This window comes from Pseudomonas sp. AS2.8 (genome assembly GCF_014190935.1).
In the GTDB taxonomy this organism is placed as follows: Bacteria; Pseudomonadota; Gammaproteobacteria; order Pseudomonadales; family Pseudomonadaceae; genus Chryseomonas.
This window is the reverse complement of record NZ_JACHVV010000001.1, coordinates 343,477-358,360: the sequence shown is the minus strand read 5'-3', so window position 1 is coordinate 358,360 and position 14,884 is coordinate 343,477. Positions and strand designations below refer to the sequence as shown.

Genomic DNA, 14,884 nt, shown 5'->3' with positions numbered 1-14,884 from the left:
GAGCTTGCATGACCAAACAACACGCCTTTACCTACGAAGACTTGCTGCGCTGCAGCCGTGGCGAGCTCTTCGGTCCGGGCAATGCCCAATTGCCCGCACCGAACATGCTGATGATCGATCGGATCGTGCATATCAGTGAGGTAGGCGGGAAATACGGCAAGGGCGAACTGGTGGCGGAACTCGATATCCGTCCCGACCTCTGGTTTTTCGGCTGCCATTTCGAAGGTGATCCGGTGATGCCGGGCTGCCTGGGCCTGGATGCCATGTGGCAGCTGGTCGGTTTCTACCTTGGCTGGCAGGGCAATCCGGGTCGCGGTCGCGCCCTGGGCTCTGGCGAAGTGAAGTTCTTCGGCCAGGTACTGCCGACCGCCAAGAAGGTCACCTACAATATCCATATCAAACGCACCATCAACAGGTCGCTGATTCTCGCCATCGCCGATGGCACCGTTAGCGTGGACGGCCGCGAGATCTACTCCGCCGAAGGTCTGCGCGTTGGCCTGTTCACTTCCACCGATAGCTTCTAAGGGCTTTTCGCATGCGTCGCGTCGTCATTACCGGTCTGGGTATCGTTTCGTGCCTGGGCAATGATAAAGACACCGTTTCCGCCAACCTGCGCGCAGGCCGTGCCGGCATCCGTCACAATCCGGAATATGCCGAGATGGGTCTGCGCAGTCAGGTTTCCGGTTCCATCGACCTGAACCTCGAAGAATTGATCGACCGCAAGGTCAAGCGCTTCGTCGGCGATGCCGCTGCCTACGCCTATCTGGCGATGGAGCAGGCGATCAAGGACTCCGGCCTGTCCGAAGACCAGGTCTCCAATCCCCGTACCGGCCTGATCGCCGGTTCCGGTGGCGCTTCCACCTTCAACCAGATGGAAGCCCTGGATATCCTGCGCGAGAAGGGCGTCAAGCGCGTCGGTCCCTACCGCGTGACCCGGACCATGAGCAGCACGGTTTCCGCCTGCCTGGCCACCCCCTTCAAGATCAAGGGCCTGAACTACTCCGTAGCCTCGGCCTGCGCCACCAGCGCCCACTGCATCGGCCTGGCCATGGAGCAGATCCAGCTCGGCAAGCAGGACGTCGTCTTCGCCGGCGGCGGCGAGGAAGAGCACTGGAGCCAGAGCATGCTGTTCGATGCCATGGGCGCGCTTTCCAGCGACTACAACGAGACGCCGGAAAAGGCGTCCCGTGCCTACGACAGCAAGCGTGACGGTTTCGTCATCGCCGGCGGCGGCGGCATGGTGGTGGTCGAGGAACTCGAACACGCCCTGGCCCGTGGCGCCAAGATCTACGCCGAGATCGTCGGCTACGGCGCGACGTCCGATGGCTACGACATGGTCGCCCCGAGTGGCGAAGGCGCCATCCGCTGCATGCAGCAGGCGCTGTCCACCGTCGATGGCGAGATCGACTACCTGAACACCCACGGCACCTCCACCCCGGTGGGCGACGTGGCCGAGATCAAGGGCGTGCGCGCCGTGTTCGGCGACAAGGCTCCGGCCATCAGCTCCACCAAGAGCCTGTCGGGTCACTCCCTGGGCGCAGCCGGTGTGCACGAGGCCATCTACTGCATGCTGATGATGGAAGGCAACTTCATCGCCGGCTCGGCCAACATCGACGAGCTGGATCCGGAGGTCGCCGACCTGCCGATCCTGCGCGAGACCAGAGAAGACGCCAAGCTGGACCTCGTCATGAGCAACAGCTTCGGCTTTGGCGGCACCAACGCCACTCTGGTCCTGAAGCGCTGGCAGGGCTGATAGCGCCTCGCTTGTGTGACCCAAACGGCGCCTCTGGCGCCGTTTTTCATTTCTGCTCCCTGCCCGGCTGAACCGGTCACCAGCCCCGCGGTCGAAGGCGCCGGCACTTCGCCTGCGAACCTCTAGGAAGAATGGATTCAGCAGCGTGAATAGCTTAATCTCGCGCCGCTTCGCCGTGTCTGCGCAGCCGCCATAGACAGCGCTGTCTGGCCAGGCCGGACAGAAACAAGAAACTGTAGTACCCATGGAGCCCCAATGCACAATCAAAACCAGAGCTACCGCGGACCCTTGATCGTCCTCACCATGCTGTTCTTCATGTGGGGTCTGATCACCTCGCTGAACGACATCCTCATTCCCCACCTCAAGGCGGTCTTCACCCTCAGCTACCTGCAGGCCTCGCTGATCCAGTTCTGCTTCTTCACCGCCTATTTCATCGTGTCCTTCCCAGCGGGTCGCCTGGTGGAAAGCCTGGGCTACAAGAAGGGCATCATCGTTGGCCTGCTCACCGCCGGCGTCGGTTGCGTGCTGTTCTACCCAGCGGCCGGAGCCCAGTCCTACGGCTTCTTCCTGACCGCCCTGTTCGTGCTGGCGGCCGGTATCACCGTGCTGCAGGTGGCGGCGAATCCCTATGTCACCATCCTCGGCAAGCCGGAAACCGCGGCCTCGCGCCTCAACCTGACCCAGGCCTTCAACTCCCTGGGTACCACCGTCGGCCCGCTGGTGGGCGCGGTGACCATCCTGGCGCTGGTCGGTGAAGACTCCGCCGCCCACTCGGTGCAGCTGCCCTACCTGATCCTGGCCGGCATGCTGGTCGCCCTGGCGGTGATCATCGGCCTCTTCCGCCTGCCGCAGATCAAGGACACCGAACAGGACAACACCACCGACGAGAACGCCCTGACCGCCAGCAGCGTCTGGGCCTATCGCCACCTGCTGCTCGGCGTGGTCGGCATCTTCATGTACGTGGGCGCGGAAGTCTCCATCGGCAGCTACCTGGTGAGCCTGATGGAAAGCCCGGACGTGGCCGGCCTGAACGCCGCCACCGCCGCCAAGTACCTGTCGCTGTACTGGGGTGGCGCCATGATCGGTCGCTTCATCGGCGGCGTGATCATGACCAAGGTGCGGCCGAACCTGGTGCTGACCTTCAACGCCATCGCCATCGGCGTATTGCTGGCCATCGCCGTGCTGCAGGGTGGCAAGGTCGCCATGTGGGCGCTGCTGGCCATCGGCTTCTTCAACTCCATCATGTTCCCGACGATCTTCTCCCTGGCACTCAAGGGCCTGGGCAAGTTCACCTCCAAGGGTTCGGGCCTGCTGTGCATGGGTATCGTCGGTGGCGCGCTGGTGCCGGCCATCCAGGGCTACTTCGCCGACACCATCGGCCTGCTGCCTTCCTTCCTGATCCCGCTGGCCTGCTACCTCTACATCCTGTTCTACGGCGTGATGGGCTATCGCCCCACCCTGCGTCGCTGATCCACCCCGAAGCGCTGGCGGCCTGCCAGCGCTTCACCCCTCCTGCTGTTACCCGCTCCTCCCCCTATCCCTGTTCCTCGACAACCCGGCTATGACCACCCTGCCTGGTGGGCCGCACGCGCCTGCCCGACGCCCATGGCGTCAGTCCCTCAGCCCCAACCAGCCCTTCGGCGAAAGAGCGCTCGCAAGACCTACCATGGTGCCCTGCCGCCCTTCGCCATAGCCTGCCTGGCTGGCACTCAGCTGCATGGTGGAGCTGCCGCCCTAACAAACTGGCCGTCAACTGAGCCCCCGCCGATAAACCGCCCGGCACGCTCAGCCAGGCGCGCCACCGACGCCCTCCCCGCACCGAATCCTGCGCAAAAGAAAACGCCCGTATCTCTCGATACGGGCGTCTCGTCGTTGCCGCAGGGACCGCTCAAGGAGCGGCCCTCGCATCAGGCTCAGGCAGGCTGGCGAGCTTCCTCGACTTCGACGGCGTTCGGGCCGCGAGCGAGTTCGGTCTTCAGGGTCTGCTCGTCCAGCTGGCCGCACCACTTGGCGACCACGATGGAGGCCACGCCGTTGCCGACCAGGTTGGTCAGGGCGCGGGCTTCGGACATGAAGCGGTCGATACCCAGGATCAGCGCCAGGCCGGCGACCGGTACGTGACCGACGGCGGACAGGGTGGCGGCCAGCACGATGAAGCCGCTACCGGTGACGCCCGCAGCGCCCTTGGAGGAGATCAGCAGCACCAGCAGCAGGGTGATCTGGTGGGTGATGTCCATCTGGGTATTGGTGGCCTGGGCGATGAACACCGCGGCCATGGTCAGGTAGATGGCGGTACCGTCGAGGTTGAAGGAGTAGCCGGTGGGGATCACCAGGCCAACCACCGACTTCTCGGCGCCCAGCTTCTGCATCTTGGTCAGCATGCGCGGCAGGGCGGACTCGGAAGACGAGGTACCCAGCACGATCAGCAGTTCTTCACGGATGTACTTGATGAACTTGAGGATGCTGAAGCCGTGCATGCGCGTCACAGCGCCCAGCACCAGCAGCACGAACAGCAGGCAGGTGATGTAGAAGCAGGCCATCAGGTAGCCCAGCTGCACCAGGGTGCCGACGCCGTATTTGCCGATGGTGAACGCCATGGCACCGAAGGCGCCGATGGGGGCGAGCTTCATGATGACGTTGATGATGTTGAAGAAGACGTGGGAGATGCGGTCGATGAAGTTGAACACCAGCTGACCGGTCTCGCCCAGGCGATGCAGGGCGTAGCCAAACAGCACGGCGAAGAACAGGACCTGCAGGATCTCACCCGTGGCGAAGGCGTTGACGACCGTCGACGGGATGATGTTCAGCAGGAAGTCGATGGTGCTCTGCTTCTCGGCGGCAGCGGCGTAGGCAGCGATGCCCTTGGTGTCCAGGGTGCTGACGTCGACGTTCATGCCGGCGCCGGGCTGGACGACGTTGACCACGATCAGGCCGATCAGCAGCGCGATGGTGGAGAAGATCTCGAAGTACAGCAGCGCCATGCCGCCGGTCTTGCCCACGGCCTTCATGTTCTGCATGCCGGCGATACCGGTCACCACGGTGCAGAAGATGATGGGCGCGATGACCATCTTGATCAGCTTGATGAAGCCGTCACCCAGGGGCTTCATGGCAGCACCGGTCTGGGGATAGAAATGGCCGAGCAGAATACCCAGGACGATCGCCAGGATTACCTGGAAGTACAGGCTCTTGTAGAGCGGCTGCTTGACGGGCACTTTGGGCGCGGGAGCTGTAGTAGTTGTTGTATCGACGGTTGCTGTCATGGCTCGATCCCTTGTGGCCACTGCCTGACGTCCTGTCTGAGTGGGCACTGACTGAAAGTGGCTCTCTCATCCTGAGAGCTTTTTGTTGTGGATCTGGTGGCCGCGCGACGGTAACACCAGTATCTGGCTGGATATAAGCAATCGCCGTTCCACTTCTGGGTGCGCAATCAAAGGGCCAGCTTTCATGCATCTTTCAGTCGAAAGTCTAGTTGCCAGCGGTGGGCGGAACCCCGCCATCCGACGGAAACCGGCGGAAATCCCCCCAGGCCCGAGGCGGTTTTCCGCCAGCCGGAGTCGGTAGTCGGCTATTCTTTGCGCGCCTTTTCATCGGAGTCCGTCGTGATCCGTTGCTGTCCTGCCCGAGTGGTCGGCTGAAATGCCCGCCCTCCCCGTCACCGACCTGCCCGGCTGCTGCACGCCACCCGAGCCGCTGCCGCCCCTGGCTGGGGACCTCGGCGCCCTGGCCCTGCTGCACTGCCGCTTCGATCCCGCCCAGGTGAGCTTCGAGCGCGACGCCCTGCGCCTTGGCGCCCTGCCGCCGGACAACATCCGTCGCGCCGTGGCCAAGCGCCAGGCCGAATACCTGGCCGGTCGCCTCTGCGCCCGCGAGGCCCTGCGCCAGTTGAGCGGCACCGCTGCCGTACCGGGCCATCGCCCTACGGACCGCGGCCCCGCCTGGCCTCCCGGCTGGGTCGGTGCCATCACCCATAGCCATGGCTGGGCAGCCGCCGTGGTGGGCAAGGCAGGCGACTACCTGGGCCTCGGCCTGGACGTGGAAACCCTGCTCGAACCGGACAAGGCCCTGCGTCTGGCCGAGCAGATCCTCACTCCGGCCGAACGGGAACGCCTGCAGCCGCTGGACGAAAGGCAGCAGGCCTTTGCCATCACCCTGGCGTTTTCCGCCAAGGAGAGTCTGTTCAAGGCGCTGCATCCCCAGGTCGGGCAGATGTTCTTCTTCCAGGACGCCGAGATCCTGGCCATGGATCCCAGCGGCACCTTCGATCTCCGTCTGCTGATCGAGCTGTCACCGCGCTGGTCCGCCGGGACCTCGCTACGCGGTCACTTCCGCCTGGACGACGAAGATCGGTTGTTGACGCTGGTCGCGCCGCGTCACTGAGGGGTGACGCTATATAGAGAGGAAGCCTTCTCCTGTCGATCAGGTGCGCAGCCGCTTGCCGGGGCAGAACGTCGCAGCGGGCATCGAACGTTTTCTTATGGTGGAGAAGATGCTCATAGCGAACCGGTATATCCCTTGACGCTTTCGTCTCATCGACCCCGTCACGTTGTACGTTATTTGACCACTCCGCTCTGAGCCCAGCCTTCACGCGCACTGGCCGGGCACCACCCCCAGGATACCCCCCAGTCCCGAACAGCTTATCCACGTCTTATCCACAGCCGGAAACGTGACAAACGCGACATCTAGTGGCCCTCGCACCCCCGCACCACCATATATAGCAGTTCGTCGGTATGACCCGGGACGGCGAAACACCCCTCTGTCAAGACTGTCTTCCCTAGCGAGGAGGGCTTATCCTGTTGCCCGAATCATGAATTTCCAGGGTCCCTGACCCCGAACGCCGGTTCCCTTGGGGAATCGGCGGCAGTACCGCTTTTCGTTGGAATCTTCAGGGGTAATGACGCGATCGGCAGTCGTCGCGCAGGCCCAGACCAACACTCTTCCGGATCGCCGGCTCGCCGACGATCCCCTCTTTCCGATCAAGGGAGTTCCGCATGCACACCGACCTGACCCGCGAGCAAGCCCAGCAGGGCCGCCCGGCGCAAGATGACAGCCAGGACCTGGGCGCCACCGCCCCCGGTCAACTGCGCGTCATCAAGCGCAACGGTACCGTCGTCCCCTATACCGACGACAAGATCACCGTGGCCATCAGCAAGGCTTTCCTCGCCGTGGAAGGCGGTACCGCCGCGGCCTCTTCGCGCATCCACACCACCGTCAAGCAGCTCACCGACCAGGTCAGCAGCACCTTCAAGCGCCGCATGCCCTCCGGTGGCACCATCCACATCGAGGAGATCCAGGACCAGGTCGAACTGGCCCTGATGCGTGCTGGCGAACAGAAGGTCGCCCGCAGCTACGTGATCTACCGTGAAGCCCGTAGCCAGGAGCGCAAGCAGGGCGCCGCCAGCGACATCGCCGAGCCGCACCCGAGCATCCGCGTGACCAAGGCCGACGGCACCACCCAGCCGCTGGACATGGGCCGCCTGAACACCATCATCAGCGAAGCCTGCGAAGGCCTCGAAGAGGTGAACGGCGAGCTGATCCAAAAGGAAACCCTGAAGAACCTGTACGACGGCGTGGCCGAGAAGGACGTCAACACCGCCCTGGTGATGACCTCCCGCACCCTGGTCGAGCGCGAGCCAAACTACTCCTACGTCACCGCCCGCCTGCTGCTGGACAGCCTGCGCGCCGAAGGCCTGAGCTTCCTCGGCGTCGCCGAGTCCGCCACCCACCACGAGATGGCCGACCTCTACGCCAAGGCCCTGCCCGCCTACGTCGCCAAGGGCGTGGAGTTGGAGCTGCTGGACCCGAAACTGGCCACCTTCGACCTGGAGCGCCTGGGCGCCGCCATCGATCACGAGCGTGACCAGCAGTTCACCTACCTGGGTCTGCAGACCCTGTACGACCGCTACTTCCTGCACAGCCACGGCACCCGCTTCGAGCTGCCGCAGCTGTTCTTCATGCGCGTGGCCATGGGCCTGGCACACATGGAGCAGGACAAGGAAGCCCGCGCCATCGAGTTCTACAATCTGCTGGCCAGCTTCGACTACATGGCGTCCACCCCGACGCTGTTCAACGCCGGCACCCTGCGTCCGCAGCTGTCCAGCTGCTACCTGACCACCGTGCCCGACGACCTGTCCGGCATCTATGGCGCCATCCACGATAACGCCATGCTGTCGAAGTTCGCCGGCGGCCTGGGCAACGACTGGACCCCGGTGCGCGCCCTGGGCTCCTACATCAAGGGCACCAACGGCAAGAGCCAGGGCGTCGTGCCCTTCCTCAAGGTGGTCAACGACACCGCCGTGGCGGTCAACCAGGGCGGCAAGCGCAAGGGCGCGGTCTGCGCCTACCTGGAAACCTGGCACCTGGACATCGAGGAATTCCTCGAGCTGCGCAAGAACACCGGTGACGACCGTCGTCGTACCCACGACATGAACACCGCCAACTGGATCCCCGACCTCTTCATGAAGCGCGTCTTCGAGGACGGCAACTGGACCCTGTTCTCCCCCGCCGACGTGCCCGATCTGCACGACCTCTACGGCAAGGCCTTCGAAGAGCGCTACGAGTACTACGAAGCCCTGACCGAGTACGGCAAGCTCAAGCTGCACAAGACCATCAAGGCCAAGGACCTCTGGCGCAAGATGCTGTCCATGCTGTTCGAGACCGGCCACCCGTGGCTGACCTTCAAGGACCCGTGCAACCTGCGCAGCCCGCAGCAGCACGTGGGTGTGGTGCACAGCTCCAACCTCTGCACCGAGATCACCCTGAACACCAACAAGGACGAGATCGCCGTGTGCAACCTGGGTTCGGTGAACCTGGTGAACCACATCGTCGACGGCAAGCTGGACACCGCCAAGGTCGCCCGTACCGTCAAGACCGCCGTGCGCATGCTCGACAACGTCATCGACATCAACTACTACTCGGTGCCCCAGGCGGAGAACTCCAACCTCAAGCACCGTCCGGTCGGCATGGGCATCATGGGCTTCCAGGATGCGCTGTACCTGCAGCACATCGCCTACGGTTCGGATGCCGCCGTGCAGTTCGCCGACACCTCCATGGAAGTGATCAGCTACTACGCCATCCAGGCCTCCTGTGACCTGGCCGAAGAGCGTGGCAGCTACTCCAGCTTCCAGGGTTCGCTGTGGTCCCAGGGCATCCTGCCGATCGACTCCGAGAAGCGCCTGATCGATGAGCGTGGCGCCAAGTACATCGAGGTCGACCTGTCCGAGACCCTGGACTGGGCCCCGCTGCGCGAGCGTGCCAAGAAAGGCATCCGCAACTCCAACATCATGGCCATCGCGCCGACCGCGACCATCGCCAACATCACCGGCGTGTCCCAGTCGATCGAGCCGACCTACCAGAACCTCTATGTGAAGTCGAACCTCTCGGGCGAATTCACCGTCATCAACCCCTACCTGGTACGCGACCTCAAGGCGCGCGGCCTGTGGGACTCGGTGATGGTCAACGACCTCAAGTACTACGACGGCTCCGTGCAGCAGATCGAGCGCATCCCGCAGGATCTGAAGGACCTGTACGCCACCGCCTTCGAAGTGGAGACCAGGTGGATCGTCGAGGCCGCCAGCCGTCGCCAGAAGTGGATCGACCAGGCCCAGTCGCTGAACCTGTACATCGCCGGCGCCTCGGGCAAGAAGCTCGACGTGACCTACCGCATGGCCTGGTTCCGCGGTCTGAAGACCACCTACTACCTCCGTGCCCTGGCGGCCACCAGCACCGAGAAGTCGACCATCAACACCGGCAAGCTGAACGCCGTGAGCGCCGATCCCATCACCGGCGTCCAGGCCAGTGCCGCGCCCGCCCCGGCGCAGAAGGTCGAAGCGGCACCCGCCGCGGCACCGGCTCCGGTACCCAAGGCCTGCAGCCTCGACGATCCCGAGTGCGAAGCCTGCCAGTGATAGCCCAAGCCCTCTCCCAGTAGAGGGCTGCTCTTTATCCCCTCTCCCACCGGGAGAGGGTCAGGGTGAGGGCCGAATCCCCCACCCGCGCACCGTTCTTATCCCCTCTCCCCCTGGGAGAGGGCTAGGGTGAGGGCCCGCCGCCCCGCCCCCACCACACAGCCACCCAGGAGACACCCCATGCTGAACTGGGAAGAATTCGACAAAGACGACGACACCGCCACCGCCAAGCCTGCGCAGGCCGCCGGCCAGCAAGCGCCCGCCCAGACCGAGCGCCTGGATTCCGAGGGCGACGCCCTGGTCCATGACGCCCGTGCCCCATCCGCCGACGACTCCGACGCCGTGGCTCGCGCCAAGGCGGCGCTGAACGAGCTGGACATCCAGGAAGGCCTGGACGACCTGGAAGGCTCCTCCGCGCGCGTACACGTCGGCGACAAGCAGATGATCAACGCCCGCGCCGACCTCAACCAGCTCGTGCCCTTCAAGTACGACTGGGCCTGGCAGAAGTATCTGGATGGTTGCGCCAACCACTGGATGCCCCAGGAAGTGAACATGAACGCCGACATCGCGACCTGGAAGAGCGCGGACGGCCTCACCGAGGACGAGCGCCGCATCGTCAAGCGCAACCTCGGCTTCTTCTCCACCGCCGACTCCCTGGTCGCCAACAACCTGGTGCTGGCCGTCTACCGCCTGATCACCAACCCCGAATGCCGCCAGTACATCCTGCGCCAGGCCTTCGAAGAGGCGATCCACACCCACGCCTACCAGTACTGCATCGAGTCGCTGGGCATGGATGAAGGCGAGATCTTCAACATGTACCACGAGATCCCGAGCGTCGCGAAAAAGGCGAGCTGGGGCCTGAAGTACACCCGCTCCATCTCCGACCCCGAGTTCAAGACCGGCACCCCGGAGACCGATCGCCAGTTCCTCAAGAACCTGATCGCCTACTACTGCGTGCTGGAAGGCATCTTCTTCTATTGCGGCTTCACCCAGATCCTCTCCATGGGTCGCCGCAACAAGATGACCGGCACCGCCGAGCAGTTCCAGTACATCCTGCGTGACGAGTCCATGCACCTGAACTTCGGTATCGACATGATCAACCAGATCAAGATCGAGAACCCGAGCCTCTGGGATGCACAGATGAAGGACGAAGCCACCCAGATGATCCTCCAGGGCACCCAGCTGGAGATCGAATACGCCCGCGACACCATGCCCCGCGGCGTGCTGGGCATGAACGCGGCGATGATGGAGGATTACCTCAAGTTCATCGCCAACCGCCGCCTGACCCAGATCGGCCTCAAGGAAGAATACCCGGGCGCCACCAACCCCTTCCCCTGGATGAGCGAGATCATGGACCTCAAGAAGGAGAAGAACTTCTTCGAGACCCGCGTGATCGAGTATCAGACGGGTGGGGCGTTGAGCTGGGATTGATATTTTCAAGATTTTGAATTTAAATAAAAACCCACTTTGCGTGGGTTTTTTTTCAAGGATAGGTTATGACAATTCAGTTGGAAATATTTGTTGAGCAAGCGGAGTATCTTGAGAAAGAGAACTTTATTGACTGGTCAATAGAGCACCCTCAAGAAAAGGCAATAATCAAAAAACTTATCTCTCCAGGCGCAAAACTGATCACCGGACCCAGGGGTTGTGGAAAAACTACATTACTATTAAAAGCATACGAAGAGTCACTTGAGACTTCTACGCTTCCGGTGTATGTGAACTTTAAGACCTCCTTAAAACTTGAGCCACTTTATAAAAAAGCTGCTAACGCCGCTCTTTGGTTTAATCAGTGGCTGATTTATAAAATCTTAGAGGGCCTTTATAATAGCTGTATAGATCTTGGTCTTGAGCTAGACATAGAAAAACAAAAAAAACATATTAAACAATTAATAAAATTTCTTGAATCAGGCACTATCGAGAAAATAAATGAGAATCTTATACAGGACAATGAGTCTTTAGAAGAGCACATTATAGAAATTCTTCAGCTATCTAGAAAAAATCGCTGTGTACTACTGCTTGACGATGCAGCGCATGCTTTTTCTGCTGAACAACAAAAGGATTTTTTTGATTTTTTTAGAAAAATAAAGAGCCGCACCATCTCCCCCAAAGCAGCCATATACCCTGGAGTTACTTCATTTTCTTCTTCTTTTCATATCGGGCACGATGCAGAAGAAATAGATGTATGGATAAACCCAGAAAGCAAGAACTATTATGAATTCATGGAAAGCGTCCTAGAGAGAAGACTCCCTGAGCATACTTACAAAGCAATAAAATCAAATGAAAATAATCTGAAGCTTCTTTGTTATGCAGCGAACGGATTGCCTCGTGCGCTACTTAACATGGTAAATAGTGCTTGGACATTAGATGAGGAGGGAGACGGCTCCGACACTATAACACTTGACCGCGCCACTGCATTAAAGTCTGTAAAAAATTGCTTAGAAACCACCTACAAAATCTATCTATCTTTAAAAGACAAGATACCTATTTATGAAAATTTTATTGAAAGAGGCGAAAAATTTTTCGATAAAACTCTTTCGATTATAAAAGAATTTAATAGAGGCGGAGAGTATAACAAGCAGACAACAGTCATAGCTATCAAGAGACCGATCGAACAAGAGGTACTAAAAGTAATTGGCTTTTTCCAATATGCCGGCCTTATCTATCCAGTAGGGAATTCTAGCCGAGGAAGCAGAAACGTATATGAACTTTATTCCGTACACAATGCTGCAATAATAGACCGCAATGCCTTCTATAGCAGGAGAACTCCTACTATTAGTGATTATGTGCAAGCTTTTGAAAACAGGCCAAGTCATCACTATCCCCGCATGACAACCTCTTCTATATTTGAAGAATTCGAAGTATCTGACCTTTTTTCACTAGCGCTTCCTCCATGCCAGCACTGCAAAACTCCACGCATAAACGAATCAGCAAGATACTGTGTCAACTGCGGCGCCGAGTTAACATCGTTTTCAGTTTTTGAAAATATTGTTAATCAAGATATTGAAAAACTACCGCTGACTCAAAAAAGAATTGATGCCATAAAAAGAAACAGCTCCATAAGAAAAATCAAAGATATTTTGATTGATCACGACATGCGAGAATTGAGAAAAGTTCCTCACGTCGGACCGATCTGGGCAAAGCGAATCGTTCAGTACGCTGAAGAGTTCATAGCATGAATGTTAATTGGAAAAATTGTTGTAATTCCACTTCAGGCTCTTCTCGCATAAGCGATATTAAGAGCTACATAAAAGAAAGCACACCAACGCAAGCTTCCGCCATCGATAACTTCTATGGCGCAAGAACTAATATAATCCAAGCGGCCACACCTAACATTTTAAATACTCACCCTTGGTTGTCTTCTTTTCTAGTCGCCTCAACGGTATCAGCCACGGAAGATTATTTTCGGGAAATAAGCTCTTTCTGCCTTTCAAATTGCAGCCTTTCAAAAGCAAATTCATCAGAAAAGAGCATTCACCTAGGATCTGCAATTTGGAATTCTGTTTCTTTTTTTTCTCGCGGCTGTTTTGAGCATCTTTCTTTCGCTAGCCAAGAAACAATAAAAAAATGCAGCAAAGACTACCTTGGCCACGAGATTGACAAAAAATCCAATACAGCTGCGGCACTTATTGAATACGAAAAAATATGCGAACTTAGGCATGGGATTGTTCACTCCAATAGCTTGCTGCCTGGAAAAAACGCGATAAAGCTAGGTCTTGGAAATCTTAAGAACCCCACAAGCGTCATAAAAATAGAACCAGGTGTCGCAGAAGTTCATGAAAGCATAGCCATTTGCTCTTCGGTAGTGGAGAACTACAATCAAGAACTATTTCAAGAAATGTGTAAACGGTGGGCCACTTCTTGGAGAAGTGACCCAGGATGGGACCCAAGCAATGCATCGTCTCGTTTTAAGTCTTTGTATGATGGATTTTTTTCTGAAACTCACAAAGCCCATCAACATACGTGGAGAAAAGTTTTAAATTTTGTAAAATCTGAGTACGGAGTTTAAATTAGCTCTTAAAATTAACCACGCTTTTACCATTAATCCAATTATCGAATTTCTATAAATAATTCAAAACTAATTGGTTTATAAAATATATTTCTCAAGGAAGGGATAATGCTCCGCTGGACCGACCAACCAGCCACCGACACGGATGCCGTCTTCGATTTCATCCTTGAATTCGCCGGCACCGTCCTACAGCGTCATGCTTCGCTGCTGGCCAAGGGGCTACCGCCGACCCTGGGCTTCGGGATGTTCCTAGCCTATTTCGCCCGCAATCACTTCTATCCGAGCTTCGATCTCTTCCAGTTCTCGTCGCTGCTGCTGGCGGCTGCCTGCCTGGGCTTTCTGACCATAGGCGCCTTCGTTGCCGCACTGTTCCTGCCAGGCGCCTGGGTCTATTACCGCTTCATCAATACGGCTGCGATCAAGGAAGACATCACCTACGCCCTGCCCTATCGCGGCGAGGGGCGCTTTCGCAAGATCATGCTGTTGATGACACTGGTGTTTTTCGTGCCCTATCTGCTGGCGGGGTTCAGCGATGCGGCCATTCTCCTCGTCGATCCTGAGCTGTTCCTCAACGTCGCCTTTCTTGCGCCCATCGCCATCACGCTACTGGCGGGCATGGCCATACAGGGGCTGTTCGACTTGCGCCGCTTCAGTTTCCTGAAGTTCGTCTGGGAGGCTTACCTGCCGACAATGGTCGTTGGCCTGTTCATCTTCTGGATGCTGGCGCAGGCCTATCCGCTGGTGAGCGATTGGCAGCCGCTGTTCAAGTGGGGCGCTCTGGCCGTCGCGCCGTTCGTCATCGCCTTCGTCACGACCATGACTTCCATGCTGTTCATCGCTGGATGGAAGGCGGCGATGATGTTCTCCCTGTTCTTCGCCCTCTTTCTGGCCGGCTATAGCGGGGTGCTCACCACCCTGCCCGAAACCATGGTCAAGACGCTGGGCCTGGGTAACTACCAGGCCAGGGCGATCGTGCTCGATACCTCCTACTGCGCCAAGGAGCAGGCCAGGGTGCTGCCTACCAACGACCAGTGCGTGCTCAAGGACGTGCAGGTGGTCTGGTCGCTGGGCGAGGCCTTCGAGCTGCGGCTGGCGGATGGCAGTACGGCGCGATTGCCGGCCACGGCGATTCGGACGCTGGTTAAACCCCAGTAACGGACGGGCCGTCTGACCCAGCCGAAGGTCAGGTTTGAATTAGGGTTATCGGCCCGTCATCATGGC

The 14,884-nt window shown here is 58.9% G+C and carries 10 protein-coding genes; 9 read left to right on the top strand and 1 reads right to left on the bottom strand.

Going from position 1 to position 14,884, the window contains the following annotated elements; genetic code table 11:
* Positions 1–8: 8 nt before the first annotated feature.
* The 3 genes from fabA (at position 9) to FHR73_RS01610 (ending at position 3,223) form a co-directional block, all read left to right on the top strand.
* Entirely contained in the window at positions 9–524 is a 516-nt protein-coding gene (gene fabA / locus FHR73_RS01620; protein ID WP_058761548.1) for a 3-hydroxyacyl-[acyl-carrier-protein] dehydratase FabA, read from the top strand.
* A gap of 11 nt (positions 525–535) precedes the next feature.
* Complete coding sequence (gene fabB / locus FHR73_RS01615) at positions 536–1,753, top strand: beta-ketoacyl-ACP synthase I (RefSeq protein WP_183629045.1); 1,218 nt, start codon at positions 536–538, stop codon at positions 1,751–1,753.
* 255 nt (positions 1,754–2,008) lie between these two features.
* Entirely contained in the window at positions 2,009–3,223 is a 1,215-nt protein-coding gene (locus FHR73_RS01610; protein ID WP_183629043.1) for a sugar MFS transporter, read from the top strand.
* A 443-nt stretch (positions 3,224–3,666) separates the two neighbouring features.
* Here FHR73_RS01610 and FHR73_RS01605 read toward each other — a convergent pair whose 3' ends face one another.
* Complete coding sequence (locus tag FHR73_RS01605) at positions 3,667–4,965, bottom strand: dicarboxylate/amino acid:cation symporter (RefSeq protein ID WP_409258646.1); 1,299 nt, start codon at positions 4,963–4,965, stop codon at positions 3,667–3,669.
* A gap of 424 nt (positions 4,966–5,389) precedes the next feature.
* Between FHR73_RS01605 and FHR73_RS01600 the strand changes: the two genes are divergently transcribed.
* From FHR73_RS01600 to FHR73_RS01575, 6 genes are all read left to right on the top strand, one after another.
* On the top strand, positions 5,390–6,130 hold the full coding sequence (locus tag FHR73_RS01600) for a 4'-phosphopantetheinyl transferase (RefSeq protein WP_183629039.1): 741 nt from the start codon (positions 5,390–5,392) through the stop codon (positions 6,128–6,130).
* A gap of 611 nt (positions 6,131–6,741) precedes the next feature.
* A complete protein-coding gene (locus tag FHR73_RS01595; protein ID WP_183629037.1) occupies positions 6,742–9,657 on the top strand; it encodes a ribonucleoside-diphosphate reductase subunit alpha in 2,916 nt (971 codons plus the stop codon).
* A gap of 180 nt (positions 9,658–9,837) precedes the next feature.
* Positions 9,838–11,088, top strand: coding sequence for a ribonucleotide-diphosphate reductase subunit beta (locus FHR73_RS01590; RefSeq protein ID WP_183629036.1), 1,251 nt, complete (start codon positions 9,838–9,840; stop codon positions 11,086–11,088).
* Positions 11,089–11,153: 65 nt separating this feature from the next.
* Positions 11,154–12,833, top strand: a complete 1,680-nt coding sequence (locus FHR73_RS01585; RefSeq protein WP_183629034.1) for an AAA family ATPase — start codon at positions 11,154–11,156, stop codon at positions 12,831–12,833.
* Positions 12,830–13,663: a hypothetical protein gene (locus tag FHR73_RS01580; protein ID WP_183629032.1), complete on the top strand. Its 834-nt coding sequence runs from the start codon at positions 12,830–12,832 to the stop codon at positions 13,661–13,663. The genes FHR73_RS01585 and FHR73_RS01580 overlap by 4 nt, the downstream gene beginning before the upstream one ends.
* A gap of 108 nt (positions 13,664–13,771) precedes the next feature.
* Positions 13,772–14,818, top strand: a complete 1,047-nt coding sequence (locus FHR73_RS01575) for a hypothetical protein (protein ID WP_183629030.1) — start codon at positions 13,772–13,774, stop codon at positions 14,816–14,818.
* Positions 14,819–14,884 lie beyond the last annotated feature (66 nt).